30 protein-coding genes are annotated in these 26,123 nt (G+C 44.9%); 10 read left to right on the top strand and 20 right to left on the bottom strand.

The window, feature by feature from the left end; translation table 11 throughout:
- Nucleotides 1-2 precede the first annotated feature (2 nt).
- The 9 genes from rapZ to R7Q46_RS19855 all read right to left on the bottom strand — a co-directional run bounded on the left by rapZ (nucleotide 3) and on the right by R7Q46_RS19855 (nucleotide 6,980).
- Complete coding sequence (gene rapZ / locus R7Q46_RS19895; RefSeq protein ID WP_318077724.1) at nucleotides 3-866, bottom strand: RNase adapter RapZ; 864 nt, start codon at nucleotides 864-866, stop codon at nucleotides 3-5.
- A gap of 14 nt (nucleotides 867-880) precedes the next feature.
- On the bottom strand, nucleotides 881-1,327 hold the full coding sequence (ptsN, locus tag R7Q46_RS19890) for a PTS IIA-like nitrogen regulatory protein PtsN (RefSeq protein ID WP_005381116.1): 447 nt from the start codon (nucleotides 1,325-1,327) through the stop codon (nucleotides 881-883).
- Nucleotides 1,328-1,329: 2 nt separating this feature from the next.
- Entirely contained in the window at nucleotides 1,330-1,617 is a 288-nt protein-coding gene (hpf, locus tag R7Q46_RS19885; protein WP_005381114.1) for a ribosome hibernation promoting factor, read from the bottom strand.
- Between the two features lie 24 nt (nucleotides 1,618-1,641).
- Nucleotides 1,642-3,111 (bottom strand): RNA polymerase factor sigma-54, encoded by a 1,470-nt coding sequence (locus tag R7Q46_RS19880; protein WP_005381112.1) that lies wholly within the window; start codon nucleotides 3,109-3,111, stop codon nucleotides 1,642-1,644.
- A 50-nt stretch (nucleotides 3,112-3,161) separates the two neighbouring features.
- Nucleotides 3,162-3,887 carry an LPS export ABC transporter ATP-binding protein gene (lptB, locus tag R7Q46_RS19875; protein ID WP_005381111.1) on the bottom strand — a complete coding sequence of 242 codons (726 nt, stop codon included), beginning with the start codon at nucleotides 3,885-3,887 and terminating at the stop codon, nucleotides 3,162-3,164.
- A 1-nt stretch (nucleotide 3,888) separates the two neighbouring features.
- Entirely contained in the window at nucleotides 3,889-4,383 is a 495-nt protein-coding gene (gene lptA, locus R7Q46_RS19870) for a lipopolysaccharide transport periplasmic protein LptA (protein ID WP_005381109.1), read from the bottom strand.
- Nucleotides 4,364-4,927 (bottom strand): LPS export ABC transporter periplasmic protein LptC, encoded by a 564-nt coding sequence (gene lptC, locus R7Q46_RS19865; protein WP_171344972.1) that lies wholly within the window; start codon nucleotides 4,925-4,927, stop codon nucleotides 4,364-4,366. The genes lptA and lptC overlap by 20 nt, the downstream gene beginning before the upstream one ends.
- Before the next feature lie 86 nt (nucleotides 4,928-5,013).
- Complete coding sequence (gene kdsD, locus R7Q46_RS19860) at nucleotides 5,014-5,985, bottom strand: arabinose-5-phosphate isomerase KdsD (RefSeq protein WP_005381104.1); 972 nt, start codon at nucleotides 5,983-5,985, stop codon at nucleotides 5,014-5,016.
- Between the two features lie 29 nt (nucleotides 5,986-6,014).
- The gene (locus tag R7Q46_RS19855) at nucleotides 6,015-6,980 is read right to left on the bottom strand and encodes a calcium/sodium antiporter (RefSeq protein ID WP_005381102.1); all 966 of its coding nucleotides are present in this window, start codon (nucleotides 6,978-6,980) and stop codon (nucleotides 6,015-6,017) included.
- A 374-nt stretch (nucleotides 6,981-7,354) separates the two neighbouring features.
- Between R7Q46_RS19855 and mlaF the strand changes: the two genes are divergently transcribed.
- The 8 genes from mlaF (at nucleotide 7,355) to R7Q46_RS19815 (ending at nucleotide 12,796) form a co-directional block, all read left to right on the top strand.
- Entirely contained in the window at nucleotides 7,355-8,158 is an 804-nt protein-coding gene (mlaF, locus tag R7Q46_RS19850) for a phospholipid ABC transporter ATP-binding protein MlaF (protein ID WP_005388422.1), read from the top strand.
- Complete coding sequence (gene mlaE / locus R7Q46_RS19845; protein ID WP_005381100.1) at nucleotides 8,148-8,939, top strand: lipid asymmetry maintenance ABC transporter permease subunit MlaE; 792 nt, start codon at nucleotides 8,148-8,150, stop codon at nucleotides 8,937-8,939. Before mlaF ends, mlaE begins: the two co-directional genes overlap by 11 nt.
- 2 nt (nucleotides 8,940-8,941) lie before the next feature.
- A complete protein-coding gene (gene mlaD / locus R7Q46_RS19840; protein ID WP_115386306.1) occupies nucleotides 8,942-9,430 on the top strand; it encodes an outer membrane lipid asymmetry maintenance protein MlaD in 489 nt (162 codons plus the stop codon).
- A gap of 2 nt (nucleotides 9,431-9,432) precedes the next feature.
- The gene (mlaC, locus tag R7Q46_RS19835) at nucleotides 9,433-10,071 is read left to right on the top strand and encodes a phospholipid-binding protein MlaC (RefSeq protein ID WP_005381098.1); all 639 of its coding nucleotides are present in this window, start codon (nucleotides 9,433-9,435) and stop codon (nucleotides 10,069-10,071) included.
- The gene (locus R7Q46_RS19830) at nucleotides 10,071-10,391 is read left to right on the top strand and encodes a lipid asymmetry maintenance protein MlaB (RefSeq protein ID WP_054728869.1); all 321 of its coding nucleotides are present in this window, start codon (nucleotides 10,071-10,073) and stop codon (nucleotides 10,389-10,391) included. Before mlaC ends, R7Q46_RS19830 begins: the two co-directional genes overlap by 1 nt.
- A 3-nt stretch (nucleotides 10,392-10,394) precedes the next feature.
- Nucleotides 10,395-10,649: a BolA family iron metabolism protein IbaG gene (ibaG, locus tag R7Q46_RS19825; RefSeq protein WP_005381092.1), complete on the top strand. Its 255-nt coding sequence runs from the start codon at nucleotides 10,395-10,397 to the stop codon at nucleotides 10,647-10,649.
- A gap of 9 nt (nucleotides 10,650-10,658) precedes the next feature.
- Entirely contained in the window at nucleotides 10,659-11,915 is a 1,257-nt protein-coding gene (gene murA, locus R7Q46_RS19820) for a UDP-N-acetylglucosamine 1-carboxyvinyltransferase (protein ID WP_005388419.1), read from the top strand.
- Between the two features lie 155 nt (nucleotides 11,916-12,070).
- Entirely contained in the window at nucleotides 12,071-12,796 is a 726-nt protein-coding gene (locus R7Q46_RS19815) for a 1-acylglycerol-3-phosphate O-acyltransferase (RefSeq protein WP_005381088.1), read from the top strand.
- An 84-nt stretch (nucleotides 12,797-12,880) separates the two neighbouring features.
- On the opposite strand, the gene R7Q46_RS19810 is transcribed toward R7Q46_RS19815, so the two are convergent.
- The 6 genes from R7Q46_RS19810 to arcA all read right to left on the bottom strand — a co-directional run bounded on the left by R7Q46_RS19810 (nucleotide 12,881) and on the right by arcA (nucleotide 17,470).
- Entirely contained in the window at nucleotides 12,881-13,270 is a 390-nt protein-coding gene (locus R7Q46_RS19810) for a RidA family protein (RefSeq protein WP_005381087.1), read from the bottom strand.
- A gap of 130 nt (nucleotides 13,271-13,400) precedes the next feature.
- Nucleotides 13,401-13,862 (bottom strand): aspartate carbamoyltransferase regulatory subunit, encoded by a 462-nt coding sequence (pyrI, locus tag R7Q46_RS19805; RefSeq protein ID WP_005381086.1) that lies wholly within the window; start codon nucleotides 13,860-13,862, stop codon nucleotides 13,401-13,403.
- 15 nt (nucleotides 13,863-13,877) lie between these two features.
- On the bottom strand, nucleotides 13,878-14,807 hold the full coding sequence (pyrB, locus tag R7Q46_RS19800) for an aspartate carbamoyltransferase (protein ID WP_005381085.1): 930 nt from the start codon (nucleotides 14,805-14,807) through the stop codon (nucleotides 13,878-13,880).
- A gap of 86 nt (nucleotides 14,808-14,893) precedes the next feature.
- Nucleotides 14,894-14,989 carry a hypothetical protein gene (locus R7Q46_RS19795; RefSeq protein ID WP_005381084.1) on the bottom strand — a complete coding sequence of 32 codons (96 nt, stop codon included), beginning with the start codon at nucleotides 14,987-14,989 and terminating at the stop codon, nucleotides 14,894-14,896.
- 99 nt (nucleotides 14,990-15,088) lie between these two features.
- Nucleotides 15,089-16,093, bottom strand: coding sequence for an ornithine carbamoyltransferase (locus R7Q46_RS19790; protein ID WP_318077723.1), 1,005 nt, complete (start codon nucleotides 16,091-16,093; stop codon nucleotides 15,089-15,091).
- Between the two features lie 156 nt (nucleotides 16,094-16,249).
- Entirely contained in the window at nucleotides 16,250-17,470 is a 1,221-nt protein-coding gene (arcA, locus tag R7Q46_RS19785) for an arginine deiminase (RefSeq protein WP_005381082.1), read from the bottom strand.
- A gap of 583 nt (nucleotides 17,471-18,053) precedes the next feature.
- On the opposite strand from arcA, the gene rraB reads away from it, so the two are divergent.
- Together rraB and R7Q46_RS19775 are read left to right on the top strand one after the other, a co-directional pair.
- Nucleotides 18,054-18,467, top strand: coding sequence for a ribonuclease E inhibitor RraB (gene rraB, locus R7Q46_RS19780; RefSeq protein WP_005381081.1), 414 nt, complete (start codon nucleotides 18,054-18,056; stop codon nucleotides 18,465-18,467).
- 154 nt (nucleotides 18,468-18,621) lie between these two features.
- Entirely contained in the window at nucleotides 18,622-19,422 is an 801-nt protein-coding gene (locus tag R7Q46_RS19775) for a glycosyl hydrolase 2 galactose-binding domain-containing protein (protein WP_138939833.1), read from the top strand.
- 19 nt (nucleotides 19,423-19,441) lie between these two features.
- On the opposite strand, the gene R7Q46_RS19770 is transcribed toward R7Q46_RS19775, so the two are convergent.
- The 5 genes from R7Q46_RS19770 to pepA form a co-directional block, all read right to left on the bottom strand.
- Nucleotides 19,442-20,347 (bottom strand): bifunctional helix-turn-helix transcriptional regulator/GNAT family N-acetyltransferase, encoded by a 906-nt coding sequence (locus R7Q46_RS19770; protein WP_213871933.1) that lies wholly within the window; start codon nucleotides 20,345-20,347, stop codon nucleotides 19,442-19,444.
- Between the two features lie 115 nt (nucleotides 20,348-20,462).
- A complete protein-coding gene (locus R7Q46_RS19765) occupies nucleotides 20,463-20,867 on the bottom strand; it encodes a DUF2061 domain-containing protein (RefSeq protein ID WP_005381078.1) in 405 nt (134 codons plus the stop codon).
- Between the two features lie 203 nt (nucleotides 20,868-21,070).
- Entirely contained in the window at nucleotides 21,071-23,929 is a 2,859-nt protein-coding gene (locus R7Q46_RS19760; protein ID WP_017821845.1) for a valine--tRNA ligase, read from the bottom strand.
- A 96-nt stretch (nucleotides 23,930-24,025) separates the two neighbouring features.
- A complete protein-coding gene (locus R7Q46_RS19755) occupies nucleotides 24,026-24,475 on the bottom strand; it encodes a DNA polymerase III subunit chi (protein ID WP_031777270.1) in 450 nt (149 codons plus the stop codon).
- A gap of 115 nt (nucleotides 24,476-24,590) precedes the next feature.
- On the bottom strand, nucleotides 24,591-26,099 hold the full coding sequence (gene pepA, locus R7Q46_RS19750) for a leucyl aminopeptidase (RefSeq protein ID WP_005381073.1): 1,509 nt from the start codon (nucleotides 26,097-26,099) through the stop codon (nucleotides 24,591-24,593).
- Nucleotides 26,100-26,123 lie beyond the last annotated feature (24 nt).

Raw genomic sequence — 26,123 nt, 5'->3', positions numbered from 1 at the left:
GGCTACTCCTTAGCGTTTTTCTCTAGTGAGGTATGGCGAATTTGTACTTGGTGTCCTTTGTTGGCGAAGTATTCACCGATTTGCTGAGTTAAGTACACCGAGCGGTGCTTACCACCAGTACAACCGATTGCAACGGTCAGGTAGCTGCGGTTGTTTTTCTCAAGCAGAGGTAACCAATTCTCTATAAAGCTTTCAATTTGATATTTCAAACTTAACACCGATTGGTGTTGCTCTAAAAATGCGGCGATAGGAGCATCCAGACCTGTAAGCGGGCGTAGTGCTGGTTCCCAATGTGGGTTAGGTAAGAAGCGAACGTCGAATACGTAATCGGCATCGGAAGGCAGGCCGTATTTAAAACCAAAAGACTCAAATACCATAACGAGCCCTTTGCGATCTCTGCCTTCAACGCGCATACGCACGGTTTCACTCAATTCATGCAAAGACTGCCCACTACTATTCAGGACCAGATCTGCATGCGCTTTGAGTGGCATCAAAATTTGCTTCTCACGCTCGATGGCTTGATCGAGCGAGAGGGAGGTGCCACCTAAAGATAACGGGTGAATTCGGCGTGTTTCACTGTAGCGTTTGAGTAGCGTTTCTTTATTAGCGTCCAAGAAAAGCACGGTCACATCAAGCTCAGTTTTTAACTGTTCTAGTGTACTCGTCAGTTCTTTTAGCTTTTTAGGAATATTGCGAATATCAATGCTGACTGCAACATTCTGTTTGCTGTCAGCAACAGAATGAACAAATGCGTCTAGCAAGTTAACTGGCAGGTTATCAACACAGTAGTAACCTAAGTCTTCCAGTACACGAAGCGCAATACTTTTACCGGCACCTGAGTGCCCGCTAACAACGATTAGTCGCATGGAGTTAGTCCTGCTTATTGGTGAATCATGATGTCGTAAAGTTCTTCATCACTCTGAGCATTACGCAGTAGTTTCAATACTTGCTTATCGCTCAGACGTTCTGCCATAGAGGATAGAGTCTTGAGGTGCTCTTTGCACTGTTCTTCTGGTACAAGGAGCGCAAAAAGAAGATCGACAGGTCGATTGTCAATCGCATCAAATTCGATTGCTTCATCACATTGCAGTAAGACAGCAATGGCCTTGTCGCTTGATTGCATTCTCGCGTGAGGGATCGCAATACCGTTTCCGATACCGGTACTGCCCATTTTTTCTCTATTGAGCATGCATTCGAACAGCTCGGTAGAATCTTGGCCCGTTTGATCAGCCACGATACGGCTGATCATTTCAAGGGCGCGTTTTTTACTCGTGCAGTGGACCGCACTTTTGGTGCAGTCCAATGACAGTATTTCGCTCAGTTGCATGATTAATGACTGTTTAGTTTTTCTTTGTGCTTATTAAGTTGGCGAACCAATTTATCTACCAGCGAATCGATCGCGGCATACATATTTTCGTCATCGGCTGATGCGTGGATTTCGCCTTGATTTATGTGAAGCGTAGCTTCCGCGATTTGAGTAATTTTTTCAACTTTTAGTACAACATGCACTTGATTGATATGGTCGAAGAACCTTTCGAGCTTCTGAAACTTAGAATTTACATAGTCTTGCATTGAATCGGTAAGATCAACGTGATGGCCTTGAATATTGATTTGCATAGACTTTCCTTTTCAGTTAGTGCCTTATAATAGGCGTTTACGCTGACTTGAAGGGGCAATTCCCAAGGATTCGCGATATTTGGCTATCGTACGTCTTGCGACCTGAATCCCTTGGTCAGCCAGAAGAGCAGCAATCTTGCTATCACTCAGTGGTTTGGCAGTATTCTCTGCTGCGACCAGTTTTTTAATGAGTGCACGAATTGCTGTTGACGAACATTCTCCGCCGTTGTCAGTACTAACATGGCTAGAGAAGAAGTACTTCAATTCAAAAATACCACGTGGTGTATGCATAAATTTTTGCGTTGTTACACGAGAAATCGTGGATTCATGCATGTCCACAGCCAAAGCGACATCATTGAGTACCATTGGCTTCATGGCTTCCTCACCATACTCGAAGAAATCTTGTTGATGTTCAACAATACATCTTGCAACTTTGAGTAGCGTCTCGTTTCTACTCTCTAAGCTCTTAATTAACCATTTTGCCTCTTGCAAATTGCTGCGGATGTACTGGCTATCCGCGCTATTACCTTTGCCTAATTGAGCATATTGTTGATTTACTTTTAATTTTGGCACGCTATCCGGGTTTATAGAAACGGTCCATTTGCCATTGTCTTTAAAAACGGATACGTCTGGAATTACGTACTCGGTATCATCAGGAGTGATGCGACTACCTGGACGAGGATCTAACTGTTGGATAAGCTTTAAGACTTCACGCAGATCGGCTTCTTTCAGCTTAGTCTCTTTGATGACGAGCTTGTAGTCACGGTTGCCTAGGTGATCAATATGATCCGCAAGTATCATTTTGGCTTCAGCAAGCCATGGCGTGTCTTCTGGGAAGGTCGTCAGTTGCAGTAACAAACATTCTTGTAAGTTACGCGATGCAACGCCAAGAGGATCGAATTGTTGAATGCGTTTACGAACGGCTTCTACTTCGTCTAACTCTATCTCTTCATTATCGAAGCTCTCATGAATCTCTTCAGGCGACAAAGTTAAATAGCCGTAGTCGTCAACAGCGTCAATAATCGCTAATGCAATCGTGCGGTCGGTTTCACTGAATGGTGTAAGGTCAAGCTGCCACATGAGGTAATCATGTAATGATTCAGTGGTTTCGCCTTGGTAGACGGGCATATCATCATCAAGAGCTAAGCCAGTGCTACCAGTATTCGCGCTGTAGACGTCATCCCAAGTCGTGTCGATTTCAAGTTCAGAGCTAATTTCTGATTTCTCTATCACATCGGAGCTATCTGGAACGTCAATTTCTGTTGGTTCGCTAGCACTGTTGCTATCAGCAGCCTCGACCGCTGACTTATCTTCACCGTTTGCTAGAGGCTCGTCTTGGCCTTCTTCAACTTCCAATAATGGGTTTGAGTCCAACGCTTCTTGGATTTCTTGTTGAAGATCGAGTGTCGACAATTGCAATAAGCGAATCGCTTGCTGCAACTGTGGCGTCATGGCTAACTGCTGACCTAGCTTGAGTTGTAATGAAGGTTTCATTCAGTGTTACTTACCTTGTAATGCTCAGAATCTTACCGTTCCTAATATAATCATAGACGGAATTGTTCGCCGAGATAAACTTGTTTCACCTGTTCATTATTGAGAACTTCTGCCGGAGTTCCCGATGCAATTAGGTGCCCTTGGCTCACGATATAGGCTTTTTCACATACGTCCAGTGTTTCACGTACATTATGGTCAGTGATTAACACTCCGAGACCACGATCGCGCAGATGCTCAATGATTTTCTTGATGTCATTAACCGAAATTGGGTCAACACCAGCGAAAGGTTCATCCAATAAAATGAACTGAGGGTTGGCCGCTAGAGCTCGAGCGATTTCCACCCTGCGTCGCTCACCCCCTGATAGTGCCATACCAGCACTGGTTCTGATGTGCTGGATGTGGAATTCTTCCAACAAATCTTCCAGTTTATCTTGGCGCTCTTCCCTCGTCATTTCTTGACGAGTTTCAAGTACGGCCATGATGTTATCTTCTACTGAAAGCTTACGGAAAATCGACGCTTCTTGCGGAAGATAGCCAATGCCAAGGCGTGAACGGCTATGCATCGGCAAAATACTGATGTCATTGTCGTCAATGGTAATGGTGCCTTCATCGCGAGGTACTAAGCCGACAATCATGTAAAACGAGGTGGTTTTACCCGCACCGTTTGGACCGAGCAGCCCAACAATCTGACCAGATTCAACTTCTAAGCTAACATCAGTGACGACTTTGCGTTTTTTGTAGCTTTTCGCCAAGTTTTTCGCACTCAGTACTGCCATATTAGTTCTCTATCTGATTGGGTTGCAAAATGGTCGTAACGCGCTCTTCCTTAGAGCTATCTGCGACTAGCTTTTGTTTACCAATTTGGTAACGAATCGAAGAACCTTTGATGGTGTTGTTGTCTTGTGCCAGCTGCGCTTGACCTTTCATGGTCAGTTCGTCTGTAGAAATACGGTAATCCAACTCCGTAGCTTGGCCACTAAGTGTTTTACCATCGTCCATCAGCTGAGAAAACTTCGCAGGTTTACCAAATGCTTGAATCTGTTTAATTGCTTCGGTTTTAGGATCGCGAGTTACCACGATTCTATCAGCATCGATATTGATGCTCCCTTGCTTAAGAGATACATCGCCTTCAAAAACAACCTGGTTACTCTTCATATCCACCTGTTGGGTGTCAGAGTTTATGTAAACCGGCTGTTGAGTATCCGACTTGAGTGCCAGCGCTTGAGGCGCCGCCAATACCAGTGCCAGTAGGCTAAGGTGTAACGGTTTCATATCGACCTTGAACTTCATCTGTCAGAGTCGCAGTATGCTGTTTTAAGTTGCCTTGCATTGCGCCTCCAGTAGTTTCAAATAGTGGTCCAACCAACATCACTTGTTGGTCAGCTTTAAAATCACGATTGGTTAGATTAATGACCAATTTGTCTGTTGCCATGGTATCAAAACTCGCACCAGGCAGAAGATTTTGCATTAAGACTTTGTCATATAAAGTCAAAACTTGGTCTTCATCTAACACTGCTCTTGTGGCAGTCACCTTCCATTCAATGACGCTACCTTCACGGTAAACCATCAAAGTCGGGTTATTAAAAATAGTATCTCCACTCTTAGCATAATGGTCTAAGTTAGTGGAGCGAATGATGTAACTGCGGACACCATCTTCACCGTAGGTGATGTTTTCTAATCCAGAACCACTGAACATGGGCAGTTCAGAATCTGGTGCTACTTGAATTGCGTCGTTGCCTTTAGGGGTTAGTAGGTAATAACCGCACCACGCTACAACGAAGATCAAGAGCAAATAAATAAGGCGAGTAAAACTCATATAATGAAGGCCTATCGTTTAGCTCAGTACTTCCCTGACCATTGCCTTTATTCGTCTAATAAATGGTTTAAATGTTTGTGCTGATATTACATCACGCCAGCTTTTAGTAAATCGTGCATGTTCAGTGCACCCACAATTTTTTCGTCTTTACATAAAATCAGAGCGTTAATGTTTTTATTCTGCATCAAGTTCAAACCTTCAACCGCCAGCATATCAGGGTGCGCTGTGGTTGGGTTTGTCGTCATGACCTCGCCAATTGCCGTCGTATGAATATCGATACGCTTGTCTAAGGTACGACGTAAATCACCATCGGTGAATATACCAAGCATAGCATCGTGCTCATCGACGATGGCTGTCATGCCTAACCCCTTTTCTGAAATTTCAAGCAGGGCATCGCGAATTAATGCGTCAGGAGAAACTTTAGGTAACGCTTCTCCAAAGTGCATAATATCAGACAACTTAAGTAGCAGTTTTCTCCCCAGTGCACCACCTGGGTGAGATAGGGCAAAATCTTCGGCAGAAAAACCACGAGCTTGAAGCAGAGCTACGGCTAATGCATCTCCCATCACTAATGTGGCAGTCGTACTGCTAGTTGGCGCCAGGCCTAACGGACAAGCTTCTTGAGGTACCGTAATTTGCAGGTGTAAGTCAGACAGCTTGGCCATATTTGATTCTGGCTTACCTGTCATGCTGATGATCTTAATATTCAGGCGCTTTAATACTGGAAATAGAGACAGAATTTCGTTTGATTCACCAGAGTTAGAAATTGCCAGCACAATGTCACCAGGGCTGATCATACCCAAGTCGCCATGTGCGGCTTCGCCTGGATGAACGAAAAACGCCGAAGTCCCTGTGCTTGCCAGAGTGGCGGCAATCTTGTTACCAATATGGCCTGACTTGCCAATACCCATAACGACAACTTTGCCGTTGTTGGAAAGGATAAGTTCACACGCTTTTTCAAATTGATCATCAAAGTAGGTATCTAGCTCTTGCAGAGCAGCAACTTCGATATCAAGAACTTGTTTAGCAGCAGCGCGAAAATCAAATTGATTGGACATATCAGATCTCTACTTATTGATCGTGGTAATTAAGCGGTCATGTTTGCGAATAAGTACACTTGGTAACCTAAGAAGCACACAAACAAGATGGCACCTTCAATACGGTTAATACTACGTGATTTACCCAAACACATCGCGACAAGTAACAATGAAACGCCTAACATGACCCAGAAGTCACGTCCCATCGCGTACTCACTGAGCACCGATGGATTAATGATGCCAGGAATCCCCATGACCGCCAGAATGTTAAACACATTCGAACCGATAATGTTACCGACAGCCATGTCGTCTTCACCCTTTAAAACTCCCGCAAGTGATGCGGCCAGTTCAGGCAGGCTAGTGCCAATGGCGATAATAGTTAGGCCGATAACAAGGTCGCTCATACCAAAGTGTTTAGCAATGATTACCGCGTTATCAACCAGCATGCTGGCTGCCAAAGGAAGCAGTATCAAGCCAATAACCACCCACATGATTGCTTTAGGGTTACTGACGCCTTCTGGGATCTCTGACTCTTGGTCATCAAGAAAAACATCACCTGATTTTTGCTCTTTGCGGCTGATTTGCAACATAGCAAATAAAAATGCCCCAAAGAGTACAAACAATAAGACACCCTCATAAAAACCGAGATGGCTATTCCAAAGCAGAATACCAGCGAGTACGGTTACGGCTATCATGAGTGGAAGTTCTCGGCGGATGACGGCGGAGCTAATCGACAAAGGCTTGATCAGCGCTGTAATACCTAGGATTAACGCAATGTTCGCTATGTTTGAGCCTAATACGTTACCCACCGCTGTATCTGTTTTACCATCCCAAGCAGCGGTTGCAGATACCATCATCTCAGGGGCAGATGAGCCCATCGCAAGGATTGTCATGCCGATGACAAGCGGGGAAATACCGACGTTGCGGGCTATCGCTGCAGAGCCAAAAACAAGTTTATCTGCACTCCAAACAAGCAAAACAAGACCGACTATAAGCAACGCAACGGCTTCGAGCATGAGAATTCCTAAGTATTAAATAAGTAAAATGAATAACCGCTAATTTTGACCTTTTGCGGCCTAAAATGGAAGATAAACGAAGAATAAATTAAAGGTTAGTAACGAAAATGTATGTAAATCTCACTCATTTAAATGAGCAATTCTGGTCTAGGATTTAAACACTTCGTGCTAATTAGGTCATAAACCATGAGAAATTGCAGGGATATAGTCGACTTTATTTAATTGAACAGTGCTTTAAATTCAACGCCAATGTGCTTATGATTGCAGCCTAATAAATGTACCGACGTTACTTTATTAAACGTAGAATTCAACTCCGATGAGTATCTGCTTGATGATTCCGTGAGTTGCAACGCTCCTACAGTAGAAGAGATGATATGTCGAACAACGATTTAGTCACCGTGAACAACCTCACTTTTTCACGGGGAGAACGCATGATCTTTGATGATATTGATCTGCATGTTCCTGAAGGCAAAGTGACGGCCATTATGGGACCATCGGGAATTGGTAAAACAACACTGCTGCGTTTGATTGGTGGTCAGTTGTATCCCGAGCAAGGAGAGATCTGGTTTGATGGCGACAATATTCCCTCTCTCTCGCGTAAAAAACTCTACCACGCTCGAAAGAAAATGAGCATGTTGTTCCAGTCAGGGGCTTTATTCACTGATTTGAATGTTTTTGATAATGTCGCCTTTCCATTGAGAGAGCATACCGATTTATCGGAAGATTTGATTCGCACCATGGTGTTACTCAAGCTCGAAGCTGTCGGTCTGCGCGGCGCAGCGCAATTAATGCCGAGTGAGCTTTCAGGTGGTATGGCAAGACGCGCTGCTTTGGCTCGTGCAATCGCACTTGACCCTGACCTGATCATGTACGATGAGCCGTTTGTGGGGCAAGACCCAATTACTATGGGCGTTTTGGTTGAGCTAATTAGCAATCTAAACCAAGCGTTAGGTTTGACCTCTATTGTGGTTTCTCACGACGTACCTGAAGTCATGAGTATTGCTGACTGGGTATACTTGATGGCCGATGGAAAAATCATCGCCTATGGTACGCCAGAAGAGCTGACTCAAAACTCTGATCCTCGTGTCCAGCAGTTCTTACAAGGTGATGCCGACGGTCCTGTGCCGTTTCGTTTCCCTTCTCAAAGTATCGAAAAGGACTTATTTGATGGTCGATAACTTCATTCACTTTGTCGCCTCGCTGGGTCGACGCACGCTTTCTATTTGCGGAGCATTTGGTCGTGCGACTTTCATGTTGATTGGGGCGCTATTTTCTAAGCCACAACCGATCAGAAGCTTTCCTCTGCTTGTTAAGCAACTTTATTCTGTTGGTGTTCAGTCGCTGGCGATCATCGTCGTATCTGGTCTGTTCATTGGAATGGTTTTGAGTCTACAAGGCTATGTTGTGTTGGTGGATTACGGCGCAGAAGGCAGTTTGGGGCAAATGGTAGCGCTTTCGTTACTCCGTGAATTAGGACCCGTTGTTACTGCACTTTTGTTTGCTGGTCGTGCCGGTTCTGCGTTAACCGCAGAGATAGGTCTAATGAAAGCAACGGAACAACTGTCTAGCCTTGAAATGATGGCGGTAGACCCATTGAAACGAGTGATTGCACCACGGTTTTGGGCTGGGGTTATCTCAATGCCTTTACTGGCTATGATTTTCATGGCTGTGGGAATTTGGGGAGCTCAGCTTGTTGGTGTTGACTGGAAAGGCGTTGATCACGGCAGTTTTTGGTCAGCGATGCAGTCCTCTGTTGAGCTAGGACAAGACATTGGTAACAGTATGATCAAATGTTTTGCGTTTGCAATTACGGTTACTTGGGTCGCTCTATTTAACGGTTATGATGCTATTCCAACATCGGAAGGGATCAGCCGAGCAACTACGCGCACTGTTGTGCATTCTTCTTTAGCAGTACTAGGATTAGACTTTGTACTGACCGCATTGATGTTTGGGAATTAATCATGCAACAAACACGTAAAACTGAATTATGGGTTGGCAGCTTTGTATTAGCGGGAATTTGCGCGATTCTTGTGATGATTTTTCAAGTTGCTGACGTAAAAAGCATTGGCTCTGGTGATACTTATACCCTCAAAGCCGAGTTCGATAATATTGGCAGTTTAAAAGTTCGTTCTCCCGTAAAAGTGGGGGGCGTTGTGATTGGTCGAGTAAGTAGTATTTCGCTTAACCCAGACAACTTATTGCCAGTTGTAACACTATCTATCAATAGCAAATACAATCAGTTCCCAGAAACGTCGAGCGTACAAATTTTGACATCTGGCCTGATTGGTGAGCAATACATTGGTTTAGTACCTGGCTTCGTTTTTGATGAAGAAGTCATGCTGGTGGATGGTGATACCATCGAAGACACCAAATCGGCGCTTGTGCTTGAAGACTTAATTGGTCAAGTACTATACAGCGTAGGTGGTTCAGACGACTCAAGTAAGGAATAATTATGTTAGCGAGATTACTACTTTCAGTTTGTGCTGTGTTTAGCGTCTTTGGAGCAACAGCAGCAGAGGTGGATAAAACTGAACCTTATAAGATGATGAAGCAGGTAGCTGAAGTCACGTTTGAAAGATTGAAAGCCGAACAGCCGAAAATCAAACAAGATCCAAATTTACTTAAAGTGATCGTTGAAGAAGAGCTAATGCCTTACGTCAACTACCGCTATGCAGGGTTAAAACTTCTTGGTCCAAACTTAAAAGGTGCTAAGCGTGAAGATGTACTTGAGTTTATCGATGCATTTCGTGCGTACCTGATTGCGTCTTATGCACAAGTGTTGACGCAATACTCTGACCAAAAAATTGAGTTTGGTCCTGAGCCTAGCATTGATGACTCTAAGCGTATTACAAGCATTAAAGTTGATATCATCGATACTCCGCGTCCAAACATCAAACTTGAGTTTAAACTGCGTAAAGACAACCAGTCTGGAGAGTGGGAAGCATTCGATATGATTGCAGAGGGCATTAGTTTACTTTCTAGTAAACAATCCGAATGGAACAGTAAAATTCGTCAAGAAGGCATTCTATCTGTTGCTAAAGACTTAGAAAAATTGGCCGCAGAACCGATCCGTTTCGAGGCGAAGAAATAATGGCCCAGACTCCCGTTCAGTGGCAATTGGATCAAAACATTCTTAAGCTAACAGGGGCACTTGATAGAGATACAGTGCCTTCATTGTGGGCGTATGCACAGCAATGGCAACCTGCTCAATCGGAGCTGGAATGCTCGCTAAAAGAGATAGAGCGCGTCGACTCTGCAGGAATGGTGATGTTAATCCACTTATTAGAGCATGCAAAAAAGCAAAACTGTCATATAATGCTCAGTTTCGTGCCGGCGCAACTGCGCACTTTGTTTCAACTGAGCAATGTTGAATCTTTAGTGGCCAAACACATACAGAATTATCAGGGGTAAATTGTGGATAGCGCAAAAGTACAACAGTTATTAGAAGAAGCACTAAACCTTCAAGAAGTGCATGTGAAAGGTGAAGGTAGCCACTATGAAGTGGTTGCTGTTGATGCTTGTTTCGATGGAATGAGCCGCGTTAAGAAGCAGCAGCTAATTTATGCTCCTCTGATGGAATACATCCAGCGTAACGACATTCACGCATTATCAATCAAAGCGTTCACACCAGAAGAGTGGGCTCGTGATAAGAAATTGATGTCGCTTTAAGGTTTATTGATGGAAAAGTTTCGAGTTATTGGGTCAGATAAACCACTAGTTGGTGAAGTGACCATTTCAGGTGCAAAAAACGCAGCACTGCCGATTTTATTTGCGTCTATCTTGGCGGAAGAGCCAGTAGAAGTGGCAAACGTACCACACCTTCGTGATATCGATACAACCATGGAATTGCTTAAGCGTTTAGGCGCGAAAGTAAGCCGCAATGGCTCTGTTCATGTTGATCCAAGCAGTATTACAGAATACTGCGCGCCTTATGATTTAGTGAAAACCATGCGTGCCTCTATTTGGGCTTTAGGTCCTTTGGTGGCGCGCTTTGGTCAAGGTCAGGTTTCTTTACCAGGCGGTTGTGCCATCGGTGCCCGTCCTGTGGATCTGCATATTTCTGGTTTAGAGCAGCTTGGCGCAACCATTACATTAGAAGATGGTTATGTGAAAGCAGAAGTGGATGGTCGTCTAAAAGGCGCGCACATCGTGATGGATAAAGTCAGCGTAGGCGCGACGATCACCATCATGTGTGCTGCAGCGCTAGCGGAAGGCACAACAACACTAGATAACGCTGCGCGTGAGCCTGAAATCGTCGATACCGCTGATTTCCTAAATAAGCTTGGCGCAAAAATCTCTGGCGCTGGCACAGATACCATTACGATTGAAGGTGTTGAGCGCCTAGGCGGTTGTAAACACAACGTGGTTGCTGACCGTATTGAGACGGGAACATTCCTTGTCGCAGCAGCAGTATCTGGCGGTAAAGTGGTATGTCGCAACACTAATGCTCATTTGCTTGAAGCGGTTCTCGCCAAGTTGGAAGAAGCTGGCGCGCTTGTCGAAACGGGTGAAGATTGGATCTCCGTTGATATGACCGACCGCGAGCTAAAAGCGGTAAGTGTACGTACTGCGCCACATCCTGGTTTCCCGACGGATATGCAAGCTCAATTTACGCTACTGAACATGATGGCGAAAGGTGGAGGCGTGATCACAGAGACTATCTTTGAAAACCGCTTTATGCACGTACCAGAACTCATGCGTATGGGCGCTAAAGCTGAGATCGAAGGCAATACGGTTATCTGTGGTGATGTTGAGTCACTCAGCGGTGCGCAAGTGATGGCAACCGATCTACGAGCTTCGGCTAGTTTGGTTATTGCAGGTTGCATTGCTAAAGGCGAAACCGTCGTTGATCGTATTTACCATATCGACCGTGGTTACGACAAAATCGAAAATAAACTGGCTGCACTTGGCGCAAATATTGAGCGAGTGAGCTAGGCAAGTTAAACTGCTCCGCAGGTAACTTGGATATCAAGAGAGCCGAAACCTGAGTTTCGGCTTTTTTATATCACTCTCATGACCATATTTTCCCTTTATGGAAAGAGAGATATTAATAGCTGTATCTGGCAAAAGCCGGTTCCTGGAGAACAAGAATGATTGCACTGTTACGTGTATTTGCTGTCGCTATCTTTGCGATTGTTATGTTTATTGGTGGTTGTGGTTACTGCCTATTAAGCCCTAGAAACCCTAAGCACGTTTTCACTTTTGGCCGTTTGTTTGCCAAGATGTCTCGTGTGTTTGGGATTAAGTTAGAGTTGCGTATCCCTGAAGATGCGTATTCACGCGGCCAACATGTTTACATTGCTAACCACCAGAACAACTGGGACATGTTTACTGTTTCTGCGGCTGTGACTCCGAAAGTTGTGACAGTAGGTAAAAAGAGCTTGGCTTGGATGCCACTGTTTGGTCAGCTTTACTGGCTTACGGGTAACATTCTGATTGACCGAGCGAATCGCTCTAAAGCAAAAGGTACTATCGATCAGGTCGTGAGCAGCATGAAAGAAAGTGATGTTTCGGTGTGGATGTTCCCTGAAGGCACGCGTTCTCGTGGGCGTGGTTTGCTGCCATTCAAAACAGGTGCTTTTCATGCGGCAATTGGTGCAGGTGTGCCAATCATTCCTATCGTATGTAGCTCGACGAATAAAATTAAGCTGAACCGTTGGAACAATGGTCATGTGATTGTTGAAATGCTACCTCCAATCAGCACTGAAGGCTATGGTAAAGAGGGCATTCGCGAGTTAGCGAATATCTGTCGTGAACAGATGAAAGAGAAGCTTGAATCGTTAGATGAAGAAGTCAAACAGCGTAATGCTGCTTAAGTTTTACTGCGATATCATCACGAAAAGACAATAAAAAACGGGTAGCCTGAGCTACCCGTTTTTTATGTTTGTCAGCAAGTACAATTATTTGCGAACTGCAATTGCTTCAATCTCGATGCCAACATCTTTTGGTAGGCGAGCCACTTCTACACAAGAGCGTGCAGGGTAGTTTGCTACGCCGTGCTCATCAAAGAACTTGCCGTAAACTTCGTTCACTGTGCCAAAGTCATTTAGGTCTTTAACAAAAACCGTTAGCTTTACAATATCAGATACTTTAAGACCTGAAGATTCAACTACAGCCTTTACGTTTTCTAGAGACTGACGAGCTTGTTCTGCGATATCAGCAGACACTTCACCTGTCGCTGGGTTTACTGGGATTTGGCCTGAAGTAAGAACCATGTTACCTAGATCTACGCCTTGAACGTAAGGACCGATTGCTGCTGGTGCAGACTCAGTGTGAAGTACTTTCGTCATTTGATTTTTTCCATCAGTTGTAGGGAATAAAGATTCTCAGTTTGCCTCTAAACCCTCGGTAGGTAAAGAGCAAAATACCCTGACATTGCAGGGTATTTTAAACGTATCACAGCCTAGTCGTGCGGCGTGTTTATCGCTCGGTTACGATCTCGCGTGAGAACACTTTCTCGCAGTATTTACACTTTAGGCGGATTTCTTGTTTCTTCTCGAACACGCTAAAGCTGCTTTCTACTGGTTCATTATGAGAAATACAGTTTGAATTCGGGCATTCAAATACATCATTGATGCGCTCAGGAAGCTCTAACGCGAGCTTTTTCACCACTTCATAATTCTCGATTTGATTCACGGTCGCGTGAGGAGCATACAACGCTAGCTTGCTCGCTTGCTCTTCATTGATAAACACATTTTCGATTTTGAGTAGATCTTTATGACCGAGTGCTGATGATGGCAAGTTCAGTCCAATCGTTACGCGTTGTGATGAATTGTGCATATCGAACAGTCTTAATACTTTGATGCCGATTTGCGCAGGGATGTGGTCGATGACCGTACCATTTTTGATTGCTTCTACCTGCAATTGAGTTTCTTTAGCCATGATTTTTCCCCTCGATTACAGTGTTTCGTTTAGAACAAGCGCCAGCAGTGCTTGGCGAGCATACACGCCATTTTGAGCTTGCTGGAAGAAGTAAGCATGAGGCGTTTTATCAACATCAGTTGTAATTTCATCCACACGTGGTAGTGGGTGCAGCACTTTCAAGTTCTCACGCGCGCCTTCTAGTAGTGCCGCCGTTAGGATGTAAGCCGACTTAATATGTGCGTATTCCGATTCGTCAAAGCGTTCTTTCTGTACGCGTGTCATGTACAGAATATCCAGTTCAGGAATCACACTTTCCATGTCTGTGTGTAGGCTATATTGAATGCCAGCTTCGTCTAGTTCTTCGCAGATGTAATCTGGCATTGCCAGCGCATCTGGTGCAACAAAGAAGAAGCGGATGTTGTTAAACTTTGCTAAGGCTTGAGTCAGTGAGTGCACTGTGCGGCCATATTTTAGGTCACCTACGAATGCGACGTTCAGGTTGTCTAGACGCCCTTGTGTTTCCGCTATGGTGTATAGGTCGAGTAGCGTTTGAGTTGGGTGTTGGTTTGCACCGTCGCCCGCGTTGATCACTGGCACGCCATTTGAAAATTCAGAGGCCAAGCGAGCGGCGCCTTCTTGTGGATGACGCATCACAAAGGCATCGACGTAAGAAGAGATGACTTGTACTGAATCTGCGAGTGTTTCGCCTTTTTTCGCCAGAGAGGTATTACCATCATTATCAAAGCCAATCACGTCACCACCAATGCGCTGAATCGCTGTTTCAAACGATAAACGTGTACGTGTTGATGGTTCAAAGAAACAACTTGCAACGACTTTGTTTTTAATCAGTTCTGGTCGAGGTGCTTTTTTAAGGCTACCTGCTGTTTCTACGATAAGTTCCAGTTCTTCGCGTGAAAGCTCTGGAATAGAGATGATGTGCTTCTGGTAAAGCGAGTTCGCCATGATCTTCTTCCCTATAACATTGATGACTACATCCAAATAACCGAAAGGAATTTTGGACATAAAAAAACCTCCCCAATGGGGAGGTTTTAAAATTCAATAGAATTAACGAAAATAACACCACGTAAGCGTAGTCGCTTAGCGAGAGCAAATCGCGTTTTTACGTCAGCAATCAGCGTGGTCATTTCTTAATCCTCAGACAAATTGCCGAGCATTATACGCTTAACTTTCGTGAGCGCAAGCGATTACATCATGGTTTTTATCGGCTGTTTTTGCGCGCTGGTTTAGCTTCCTAGCGTCGCAACCATCACGGCTTTGATGGTATGCATACGGTTTTCAGCTTCGTCGAATACGATGGAGTATTCCGATTCAAATACCTCTTCTGTTACTTCAAGGCCTTTCATACCGTATTTTTCAGCGACTTCTTTGCCGACGGTGGTTTCATCATTGTGGAAAGCTGGAAGGCAGTGCATGAATTTCACATGTGGATTACCCGTTTGCTTAATCACGTCCATATTGATTTGATAAGGTGTCATTAACGCTACACGTTCATCCCATGCCTCGGCAGACTCACCCATAGACACCCAAACGTCGGTGTATAGGAAGTCACAACCTTTCACACCTTCCTCAACGCTTTCTGTTAACGTGATTTTTGCACCGGTTTGTTGCGCGATAGTTTGACAAGTTGCCACGAGCTCTTCTTCAGGCCAGAACGCTTTTGGCGCGACAAGGCGAATATCCATGCCCATTTTCGCTGCGCCCACCATAAGTGAGTTACCCATGTTGTTGCGCGCATCACCTAGGTAAGCGAAGGTTATTTCATGCAGCTGTTTACCACGGCCGTGCTCTTGCATGGTCAGGAAGTCAGCAAGGATCTGGGTCGGGTGGAACTCATCCGTTAAACCATTCCACACTGGAACACCAGCATACGTACCAAGCTCTTCAACAATGGATTGGGCAAAGCCTCGGTATTCAATCCCGTCGTACATACGACCAAGAACACGAGCGGTGTCTTTCATCGATTCCTTATGACCGATCTGCGAGCCAGAAGGGCCGATGTAAGAGACTTGAGCACCTTGGTCAAAGGCAGCGACTTCAAACGCACATCGGGTACGAGTCGAAGATTTCTCAAAGATTAGTGCGATGTTTTTACCTTGAAGTTTCTTCTGCTCTGTTCCTGCATATTTAGCTTTTTTCAGCTCTGCAGACAGTTCGAGCAAAAACTGGATTTCTTTGGTTGAGAAGTCCAATAGCTTCAAAAAGTTGCGGTTACGTAAATTGAAAGCCATAGCTCGTCCCTTAGTACATGTGATTAGATTAATAGAATTTATTAAAACATATAAATGCTTTTATTGTGAATAATTATTTTTAATTAAAGCTAAAAAAGGTTGATGTATTCACATCAACCTTAGTTTTGATTCACCTAATGTAAAGGGACGAGTAAGTTATATATCGTCTCGTTCTATTGGACAGCTCATACAGCGAGCGCCACCGCGACCACGACCAAGCTCGTTACCAGGTACTGTCAGTACTTTGATGCCAGCTTTATCGTATTTTTCGTTGGTGTATACGTTGCGTTCGTAACCAATTACTACGCCCGGTTTTACAGTCAGAACGTTATTGGCGTCATTCCATTGTTCGCGTTCCGCTTCATAGCTGTCGCCACCAGTGGTGATGATTTTCAGCTGATCTAAGCCAAGAGCGGACTCAATCGCGTGCAGATAGTTATGTGAGGCTTCAACATGCATTTCACCGTTGCCTTTTGGTGTTAAGCGCCATGTGTCGAGATCTTTGCGCATGATCTCAGGGTAGACAGAGAAAGTATCTACATCCATATGGGTCATCACGGTGTCTAAATGCATACATGAGCGGTGTTTAGGCAGATCAATTGCAATCACTTCGGTCGCTTGGCCTGCTTTAAATAGGCTCGCTGCAAGGTTCTCTACGCCTTGCGCGGTCGTACGCTCAGACATACCGATAAGAACTGCACCTTTACCAATAACCAACACATCACCGCCTTCGACATTAGCATTATCATAATGCAGATCATCGTCACCGAAGTATTTAATAAAATCTTGGCCAGCAAAAATTGGGTGCCAACGATAAATCGCACGTAGGTGGTTTGTTTCACGTTGGCGTGCAGGCATCATCATCGGGTTAAGAGAAACGCCGCCATAAACCCAACATGAGGTATCACGAGTAAAGAGGTGATTAGGCAGTGGCTCAATAACAAAGTCGAGAGGACGCTTCATTTTTGGCAGCATAGAAGATGAGGAGATCGGTAGCTCTGAGTATGCTAAGCCACCTAAAAAGATGCAGGCAAGATGTTCATCATCCATTTCTGAAAAGTATTGGCGTAGGTCTCGCGCAAATGTTGGCCCGTAGCGAAAGTCAGAAATCTGAGTGTTCAGCAGCCATTGTTTTGCTTCTGGAACAGCGAGGGTTTCGACCAGTAAATCGTGGAGGAGAAGCACTTCAACGTCTTGCTCGCGCAGCGTACGTGCGAATGCATCGTGCTCTTCACCTGCCGCTTCTACAGCAAGAACGTCATCAAATAGCAACTCATGACAGTTTGACGGAGTTAAGTGGGTTAGGGCGCGTTCAGGGCGATTTAATAGAACTCGTCGAAGTTGACCAACTTCTGATCCAACGTACAGCTTGCTCATTTTGTATCCTTACAAATTTTCCAGCCATTAGTTATGACAAGCTTCCTAGAAAGATGCAAGTTATCAAGCTTTGTTTATATTCTGGTGTTTCTGGTTTTGTGAGTTTTTTATTTTTATTTTGATTCTTATGAAATTTATTATTAGATATAAATGCTATTTTACTAAAATTAGAGTGCGTGCGTTTTTATTCTAATTTTCCCGTTGAGAAAGAATACACGCACAGTGCATAAAACGTGCATTTTTATTCTAAATTATGCATTATTAAAGTGAATTTATTCGTTATGCTTCTTCGTTTTACACGTGAGTGTATTCAAGAAAGCATCATAAACACGCATAGAAAGAGAAAATAACCACATTAAGTGTCAATTAGGATGTTCTGAATATTAAAAAATGCCATTCTTTGTTAATTTTTTGTTTCTTTGTGTGGTCGGTTTAATATTTAGATTCAAATAACCGATAAGAATCGCAGTGGTATGATGTTTGTTTGTGGCTTTTCATCGCAATCCATGCCATATTTCACCGGATCAGCATACTCAGTATCGGGTATTGTGTTTCCATCAAGTAACTAATCTGGAGCCAAAACATGTCTCACGAAGATGAATATCTATCAGTAGAAGAATTAATTGAGATTCAAAAGGAAGAGACTCGCGATATCATTGCAGCATTGCTAGAAGATGGCAGCGATCCAGATTCGCTATACGAAATTGAGCACCACCTGTTTGCAGAAGATTTTGACACGCTAGAAAAAGCGGTAGTTGAAGCATTCAAGATGGGCTTTGAAGTTCTTGAAGCAGAAGAAACTGAAGATGAAGATGGTAACAAGTTGCTTTGCTGTGATGCGACTATGGAGTCCGCACTAGACGCAGAAGCGATTGATGCGCAAGTTGAAAAATTGATTCACTTGGCAGAAAAATACGACATCATCTATGACGGTTGGGGTACGTACTACGAAGGCGAAGATGCGCTTTACCCTGAAGAAGATGAAGACGACGAGTAATCAAAGCTCACTACTTTTGGAAAAACCAGCGTTTAACGCTGGTTTTTTTATTCCTTGAAAAACTGACGAATGTGGAGGCGATAAATAATTCACATTGAGTTTATAGGGGATTTCTCCCTATAATGCGTGAAAATTGATCTAGCTCAAGGTGTATATGCAACTCTCACTCGCCGGTTTATGGCAAGTCTCTCCACTGACGGACCTTTCTATCCCACAGGATGACATTACTTTCCCTGCTCCTTTGAGTCAGGTATTGCCAGCTGAACTGACAGAAGAAGCAATTCGTCAGCAAGAGTGGCACCTGATGCATGACATTGAAGTGGACGAATCCATGATGGCATTCCCAGCGGTAGAAATGGTGTTGGGTGGTGTGGATTACCATGCAGAAGTGCGTTTGAACGGAGTAGCATTGTTCGACTGTGACGGTTCTCAAAATGTCTACAAGAAAGACATTCGTCCGTTCATGCAAATGGGGCGTAACCGCTTTGAAATCTTGTTCTTAGAGGAAGAAGAGGATCTTCTGTTTGATGAAGATAAACTTGAGCTGTGCTCTCTGTCCGATCATGAATATAAAAAAAGTGATGAGCGCTTAGGGGTATGGCAAGAACCGTATCTGCAGTTCATTCGCAATGTACGTTTAGACCGCGTGGCAACCGAGCAGATTTGGCACCACGGTGGTGGTTGCGAGTTTAAAGTAGACTTGTACTATCAAACTTTTGCGCCGGGTCTGGTCTCTGCATCGGTTAAGTTTAATGGTATGACTTACCATATTCCTATTGATGTCCGAGCGGAGCATGCGAGCGCTTTATTCCAGATCGAAGCGCCAAAGTATGCCGATCTTACTGATCCTGATCCAAGTGATCTCTACCAATTGTCTGTTGAGTTGGATGGGCAGCACCAAAACTTCACTGTTGCCTTGAGCCAGGAGCTTTGTGTTACCCATGTTGTGCTTTAACTTCTAATAATATTATCTATTACAGCATCTTAAGCATTACGACTTCACATGCATCATGCCCTGTTTGTCCAAGCGGGGCATCGAGATGCTCAAAGCCTAGCTTTTCATACAAGCTTACCGCTTCTCTCAGACATTCAGTTGTCTCTAAATAGCACTGCTGATACCCAAATTGTTTCGCCAATTGTAAGCTCAATGCGACGATGCGTTTGGCTAAACCGTGTCCTCGTGTTTGAGGTAAGAAGTACATCTTTTGTAGTTCACACACATTTGGCTCGCCAGCTAAAGGGGCAAAGCCACCGCCACCAACGATCTCTCCGCGATGTTCAATGACCCAATAGGCGGCCCCGCATTGATTGTAAACCGAATACATATCATCAAGCGTTGGATCGGCCACACCATAACCTTTGTCTGCGGTTAAGCCGTATTCTGCAGAGACTTTACGAATCACATCTGCGACTTGCGGGTTGTCTGCTTTAGTAAGAGGTCGAAGAACGTATTCCTCAGCCTGACACACTTTTGTTAGCCCTTTTAGGTAAGTCTCTAGACCAAGTTTGAGTTGCTCTTGCTCGCTGTCATCGAGTTGGGTAAGCAGTTGTTCAAAGAAGTGGTTTTGCTGTTGGTCCAGTTGTGATAACGCCTGTTGGCCTTGCTCTGTAATCGCTACGAGTTGACTACGTTTGTCTTTTGGGTTTTCGATGCTCTCGACCAAACCTAATTTAATCAAACCAGTAACGGTTCGGCTCGCGTTGGACTTGTCGACATTAAGCTGCTGTGCCAGCTGATTGATGGTCAATGGCTGCAATTGGATTTCACCCAATGCGTGCGCTTGCACTGGAGTGAGAGCGACATCGCCGCATTGTTTATCAAGCATACCAAGCAATCGGACGGCTTGACGGGAGTAGTGTCGAAGTTGACGAGCGTTCATTATCACTTACCTCTAAAAATAAAGTTGCGCACCGCAATTAAATTAATTGCGGTGCGCAACCTTGTCAATGGTAAATGTCATTTTTCTCGTTAGGAGACGTAGTGAGCCTCCATATTTAAGCGTGGTGATGTAAACAAAACTGCGGTGCTGGAGCTTTTTCTGATGATTTACGCATCCATACTTTCTCGTGGAAGTAGTAAGCCACCGTGTTCAAACTTGGCTCTAGCATCGCCATTACGCCGCCGACAAATGCATCACCTGTTAGTAAGTAAACCACGGTAAAAGCGACGCTGAAGTGCACGGTCGCAAAGCTTGCGGTTTTTAATTTGGTCATCCACTGACGAGCTTTAAGTGCTGGGACTTTTGCCCATGCCTTTTCATGAAAGTAGAAGGCTACGGTGTTCACTGAAGGCTCAATCATGGCAATTAAACTACCAATTAGAATGTCGCCTGTGAGTACGTAAGCGACACTAAATGCGATAGTAAAATGCAGTGCTGCGAAAGTTAGTGTCTTTTTCATGATAATTACTCAATCGTGTTTGTTTCGATGAGCTTATTATCGATAATAATTCTCATTAATGCTAATGGGTAATGAGTATTGTTGTGATAGGGGGAAGCTATTGATGATGGTTTTGGTGAAATGTATACAAAAAAGGTTGGCCATGATGACCAACCTTTTGAACCAAAAAGTGAGAAGTGCTAATTCTTCTCTTTCACTGAGGCTTAAAGCGCAGCGATCGTTGTCTTCTGCTCTTCTAGCTTAGCTAGCGTTTCTTTGTAGCCTTCAAGCTTCTCACGCTCTTTAGCAACAACTGCTTCAGGTGCTTTCGCTACGAAGCCTTCGTTACCTAGTTTGCCTTCGATACGCTTGATTTCGCCGTGAGTCTTCTTGATTTCGCCATCTAGACGAGCAAGCTCAGCATCTTTGTCGATCAGACCTGCCATTGGGATCATCAGCTCAGACTTACCAACCAGTGCTGTCGCACATGCAGGAGTTTGTTCGCCAGCTTCAAGCACGCGTACTGCTTCTAGCTTCGCTAGTGACATCAGTACTTGCTTGCTTGCTTCTAGACGAGAGGCATCTTCTGCATTTGCTGCTTTCAGCATAACGTCAAGCGGCTTACCAGGGTTGATGTCGTATTCAGCACGTAGGTTACGGATGCTGGTAATGAACGCCTTCACCCATTCGATATCATCTAGCGCTTCTTGGTTGAAGTTTGCTTCGTCGAATTGAGGCAGTGCTTGAAGCATGATTGTCTCACCTTCTACACCTTCAACTAGTGGCTTGATGCTTTGCCAGATAGTTTCAGTGATGTAAGGAATCACAGGATGAGCCAGACGTAGAGTCTTCTCAAGTACCGTGATTAGTGTACGGCGAGTACCACGCTGTTGCGCTTCAGTACCTTTCCATAGAACGGGTTTAGTTAGCTCTAGGTACCAGTCACAGAATTGGTTCCAGATGAATTCGTAAAGCGTGTTCGCAGCCATATCTAGACGGAAGTTGTCGATATGGTTGTTGAACGCTTTCGCTGCAAGTTCAAACTGAGACTCGATCCATTTGTCTGCTAGTGAGTATTCAATCTCACCACCGTTGAAGCCACAATCTTGCTCTTCTGTGTTCATCATTACGTAACGGCTTGCGTTCCATAGTTTGTTACAGAAGTTACGGTAACCCTCAAGACGCTTCATATCCCAGTTGATATCACGACCTGTTGATGCCATTGCTGCAAGAGTGAAACGCAGTGCGTCTGTACCGTATGCTTCGATACCGTTTTCAAACGTCTTACGAGTGTTCTTCTCGATCTTCTTCGCTAGTTGAGGCTGCATCATGTTGCCACAACGCTTCTCTACGAGAGACTCTAGGTCGATACCATCGATCATGTCGATTGGGTCAAGTACGTTACCTTTCGACTTCGACATCTTGTCGCCGTTTTCGTCACGGATTAGACCAGTAACGTAAACCGTTTTAAATGGTACTTGTGGCTTGCCGTTTTCGTCTTTCACGAAGTGCATGGTCATCATGATCATGCGCGCAACCCAGAAGAAGATGATGTCGAAACCAGTTACTAGAACGTCTGAAGGGTGGAATACTTTCAGATCGTCAGTTTGCTCTGGCCAACCTTGAGTACCGAACGTCCATAGTGCAGAAGAGAACCACGTATCCAGTACGTCTTCGTCTTGGTGAAGTTCAATGACTGACTCTAGGTTGTTGTTCTTACGAACTTCTTCTTCAGTGCGACCTACGTAAACATTACCTTGGTTGTCGTACCAAGCTGGGATGCGGTGACCCCACCATAGCTGACGAGAGATACACCAGTCTTGAACGTCACGCATCCAAGAGAAGTACATGTTTTCGTACTGCTTAGGAACGAATTGGATGTCGCCGTTTTCTACTGCTTCAACTGCAGTTTTCGCTAGAGGCGCAGTACGTACGTACCATTGGTCAGTTAGCATTGGTTCGATAACCACGCCACCACGGTCGCCGTAAGGAACTTGTAGATCGTGATCTTTCACTTCTTCAAGTAGGCCTAGCTCGTCGAATTCAGCAACGATAGCTTTACGAGCGGCAAAACGCTCCATACCGTGGTATTTAGCTGGTAGCTCAGTGCTGTAAGCGTCGCTTGCTTCGCCGTTGGTGTTGAATACTTCAGAAGCATCACGGATGTTTGCGTCGAAAGTCAGAATGTTGATCATTGGTAGCTGGTGGCGCTTACCTACTTCGTAGTCGTTGAAGTCGTGCGCAGGTGTGATTTTCACACAGCCAGTACCTTTTTCCATATCTGCGTGCTCATCGCCCACGATTGGGATGCGACGATCAACGATAGGAAGGATGATTTCTTTACCGATAAGATCTTTGTAACGTAGATCTTCTGGGTTAACTGCAACACCCGTATCGCCTAGCACGGTCTCTGGACGAGTCGTTGCAACAACGATGTAGTCTTTGCCATCCGCTGTTTTAGCGCCATCTGCCAGTGGGTAGCGGAAGTGCCACATGTGGCCTTTAGTGTCTTTGTTCTCTACTTCTAGATCTGAAATCGCTGTGTGTAGCTTTGGATCCCAGTTAACTAGACGCTTACCGCGGTAGATTAGATCGTCTTCGTATAGACGTACGAACACTTCTTGAACGGCGTTAGATAGACCATCGTCCATCGTGAAGCGTTCACGATCCCAGTCTACAGATGCGCCAAGACGACGAAGCTGCTTAGTGATAGTGCCGCCAGATTCGCCTTTCCATTCCCAGATTTTGTCGATGAAAGCTTCACGACCGTAATCGTGTTTTGTTTTGCCTTCTTCTGCAGCGATCTTACGCTCAACAACCATCTGAGTTGCGATACCAGCGTGGTCAGTACCTACTTGCCAAAGGGTGTTTTTACCCTTCATACGTTCACAACGGATAAGCGTATCCATGATCGTATCTTGGAACGCGTGGCCCATGTGTAGGCTACCAGTGACGTTCGGTGGCGGGATCATGATGCTGTATGATTCTTTAGTAGTGTCACCGTGTGGCTTAAAGTAGCCTTTCTCTTCCCAAGTCTGATACAGAGCTTGTTCGATTGAAGTTGGGTTGTATGTCTTTTCCATAGCGCTCTTTTAATGGATACGTTGATGGTTGAATCTTAGTCAATCTTTATAAGTGAGGGATCTTAACAAGATCGCCTTAACTATAAGGATTGACCGTTAAGGATATTGAATTTCGATCGTTTGCAGTTGGTAACCTGCTTGACGGTAAATTTTATATCTTTCTCTTGCGAGTTGTTTAGCTTTTTCTTCGCAGGGCACGAAGTCTACCACTTGAGCAAACTTGTTCGCAAAGGTTGTCTCATTTTCCGCCAAATTAATTACCAGCTGACGGTTCCAATTAGGTTTTACACCTTCATGGCCGATTTCAATATTGGTGGCGTATTTCGGTCCCTCGCCTACGAGGTTATGTGCCATGAACTTGTCTGCATCAACTTGCCAAAAGGCTTCAGCGAGCTGCTCGGCGTGTGGTTTGTCTTGGCAGTTTAAATACACTTTAGCGCCTTGGCGAGCAAAGTGCTGAGCCAAAAACACGATGTATTCTTCAAAGCCAGCCACCGTTGCTTGCGGGCTCTCTTCGTTAATGATGTAGAAGGTTGCAGTTTGCATCATTCTCTCACTTGCCTTGGGTCTCTTCCTAAGACCATCTTAAGTCCCACTTTCATTTTAGAAAATTAGGATAATAAAAAAGGGCCTTGCGGCCCTTTTAGATTCTGTTCAGAAATTACTCTTCTGTCTCTTGGCCGCTGCGGTTCAAAAGGAATTGGACAAGCATTGAGACAGGACGGCCCGTTGAGCCTTTCGCTGCGCCTGATTTCCACGCGGTACCTGCGATATCGACGTGTGCCCAGTTGTACTTCTTCGCGAACTTAGATAAGAAGCAACCCGCAGTAATTGTGCCACCAGGGCGACCACCAATGTTTGCCATATCCGCAAACGGGCTCTTCAACTGTTCGTGGTACTCGTCTGCCATTGGTAGACGCCATGCACGGTCACTCGCTTGCTCAGAAGCGTTTACTAGCTCATGAGAAAGAGGGTTGTGGTTAGAGATTACGCCGCTGATATGGTGGCCTAGTGCGATAACACAAGCACCAGTTAGCGTTGCAACGTCAACCACGCAGTCTGGTTCGAAACGCTCTACGTAAGTCAGTGCGTCACAAAGAACAAGACGGCCTTCAGCATCCGTGTTCAGAACTTCTACAGTTTGACCAGACATGGTCGTTAGGATGTCACCTGGACGGTAAGCGTTGCTGCCAGGCATGTTTTCACAACCCGCTAGAACACCAATAACGTTGATTGGTAGGTTTAGCTTCGCCAGCGCTTTCATTGTACCGAATACCGATGCCGCACCACACATGTCGTACTTCATCTCATCCATACCTTCGCCCGGCTTTAGAGAGATACCGCCTGAGTCGAAGGTTAGACCTTTACCTACGAGCACAATCGGTTTTGCATCTGAGTCAGGGTTACCTTTGTACTCGATGATAGACATCATAGATTCGTTTTTAGAACCACGGCCTACTGCTAGGTAAGAGGTCATACCCAGTTTTTCCATCTCTTGCTCACCAATAATTTTGGTGGTTACGGTTTCGTAGTCGTCCGCTAGACGACGAGCTTGAGAAGCAAGGTAAGCTGGATTAGCTACGTTTGGCGGCATGTTGCCAAGGTCTTTTGAGGCTTTGACACCTGATGCGATAGCAAGACCATGAGTGATTGCTTTTTCACCCAAGTTCAATTCACGACGCGTTGGTACGTTGAAAACAAGCTTGCGCAGTGGGCGGCGAGTCTCAGGTTTCACGCTCTTGAATTGATTAAATGTGTATAGACCATCTTTAGTCGCTTCTACAGCCTGGCGCACTTTCCAGTATGTATCACGACCCTTAACATGCAGTTCAGTTAGGAAACATACCGCTTCCATTGAGCCTGTCTCGTTAAGTGTGCTGATCGTCTTTTGAATGATTTCCTTGTACTGGCGCTCGCCAAGTTCACGCTCTTTGCCGCAACCGACAAGTAAAACGCGCTCTGACAAAACACCTGGTACTTGATGCAGTAGCAGCATCTGACCAGGTTTACCCTCTAGATCACCACGGCGAAGTAGTGAACTGATGTAACCGTCACTGATTTTATCAAGTTGTTCGGCTACTGGAGAAAGGCGACGTGGTTCAAACACACCAACAACGATACATGCGCTACGTTGTTTCTCTGGACTGCCACTTTTTACACTGAACTCCATGCGTACTCCTACATCCTGAAGACA

This window comes from Vibrio sp. 811, from assembly GCF_033339195.1.
The sequence above is the reverse complement of the archived record's forward strand: the minus strand, read 5'-3'. Positions and strand labels throughout refer to the sequence as shown.

Bases quoted from the DNA above. Each gene is read 5' to 3' on its own strand.
- kdsD (WP_005381104.1), bottom strand. From the start codon at position 5,985: ATGTCCAATCAATTTGATTTTCGCGCTGCTGCTAAACAAGTTCTTGAT.
- R7Q46_RS19880 (WP_005381112.1), bottom strand. From the start codon at position 3,111: ATGAAACCTTCATTACAACTCAAGCTAGGTCAGCAGTTAGCCATGACG.
- R7Q46_RS19760 (WP_017821845.1), bottom strand. From the start codon at position 23,929: ATGGAAAAGACATACAACCCAACTTCAATCGAACAAGCTCTGTATCAG.
- mlaF (WP_005388422.1), top strand. From the start codon at position 7,355: ATGTCGAACAACGATTTAGTCACCGTGAACAACCTCACTTTTTCACGG.
- ptsN (WP_005381116.1), bottom strand. From the start codon at position 1,327: ATGCAACTGAGCGAAATACTGTCATTGGACTGCACCAAAAGTGCGGTC.
- R7Q46_RS19790 (WP_318077723.1), bottom strand. From the start codon at position 16,093: ATGGCTTTCAATTTACGTAACCGCAACTTTTTGAAGCTATTGGACTTC.
- murA (WP_005388419.1), top strand. From the start codon at position 10,659: ATGGAAAAGTTTCGAGTTATTGGGTCAGATAAACCACTAGTTGGTGAA.
- lptA (WP_005381109.1), bottom strand. From the start codon at position 4,383: ATGAAACCGTTACACCTTAGCCTACTGGCACTGGTATTGGCGGCGCCT.
- R7Q46_RS19830 (WP_054728869.1), top strand. From the start codon at position 10,071: ATGGCCCAGACTCCCGTTCAGTGGCAATTGGATCAAAACATTCTTAAG.
- R7Q46_RS19765 (WP_005381078.1), bottom strand. From the start codon at position 20,867: ATGAAAAAGACACTAACTTTCGCAGCACTGCATTTTACTATCGCATTT.
- rapZ (WP_318077724.1), bottom strand. From the start codon at position 866: ATGCGACTAATCGTTGTTAGCGGGCACTCAGGTGCCGGTAAAAGTATT.
- R7Q46_RS19810 (WP_005381087.1), bottom strand. From the start codon at position 13,270: ATGACGAAAGTACTTCACACTGAGTCTGCACCAGCAGCAATCGGTCCT.
- R7Q46_RS19795 (WP_005381084.1), bottom strand. From the start codon at position 14,989: ATGACCACGCTGATTGCTGACGTAAAAACGCGATTTGCTCTCGCTAAG.
- mlaC (WP_005381098.1), top strand. From the start codon at position 9,433: ATGTTAGCGAGATTACTACTTTCAGTTTGTGCTGTGTTTAGCGTCTTT.
- R7Q46_RS19855 (WP_005381102.1), bottom strand. From the start codon at position 6,980: ATGCTCGAAGCCGTTGCGTTGCTTATAGTCGGTCTTGTTTTGCTTGTT.
- lptB (WP_005381111.1), bottom strand. From the start codon at position 3,887: ATGGCAGTACTGAGTGCGAAAAACTTGGCGAAAAGCTACAAAAAACGC.
- pyrB (WP_005381085.1), bottom strand. From the start codon at position 14,807: ATGGCGAACTCGCTTTACCAGAAGCACATCATCTCTATTCCAGAGCTT.
- lptC (WP_171344972.1), bottom strand. From the start codon at position 4,927: ATGAGTTTTACTCGCCTTATTTATTTGCTCTTGATCTTCGTTGTAGCG.
- mlaE (WP_005381100.1), top strand. From the start codon at position 8,148: ATGGTCGATAACTTCATTCACTTTGTCGCCTCGCTGGGTCGACGCACG.
- R7Q46_RS19775 (WP_138939833.1), top strand. From the start codon at position 18,622: ATGCAACTCTCACTCGCCGGTTTATGGCAAGTCTCTCCACTGACGGAC.
- R7Q46_RS19770 (WP_213871933.1), bottom strand. From the start codon at position 20,347: ATGAACGCTCGTCAACTTCGACACTACTCCCGTCAAGCCGTCCGATTG.
- R7Q46_RS19815 (WP_005381088.1), top strand. From the start codon at position 12,071: ATGATTGCACTGTTACGTGTATTTGCTGTCGCTATCTTTGCGATTGTT.
- mlaD (WP_115386306.1), top strand. From the start codon at position 8,942: ATGCAACAAACACGTAAAACTGAATTATGGGTTGGCAGCTTTGTATTA.
- R7Q46_RS19755 (WP_031777270.1), bottom strand. From the start codon at position 24,475: ATGCAAACTGCAACCTTCTACATCATTAACGAAGAGAGCCCGCAAGCA.
- pyrI (WP_005381086.1), bottom strand. From the start codon at position 13,862: ATGGCTAAAGAAACTCAATTGCAGGTAGAAGCAATCAAAAATGGTACG.
- hpf (WP_005381114.1), bottom strand. From the start codon at position 1,617: ATGCAAATCAATATTCAAGGCCATCACGTTGATCTTACCGATTCAATG.
- pepA (WP_005381073.1), bottom strand. From the start codon at position 26,099: ATGGAGTTCAGTGTAAAAAGTGGCAGTCCAGAGAAACAACGTAGCGCA.
- arcA (WP_005381082.1), bottom strand. From the start codon at position 17,470: ATGAGCAAGCTGTACGTTGGATCAGAAGTTGGTCAACTTCGACGAGTT.
- rraB (WP_005381081.1), top strand. From the start codon at position 18,054: ATGTCTCACGAAGATGAATATCTATCAGTAGAAGAATTAATTGAGATT.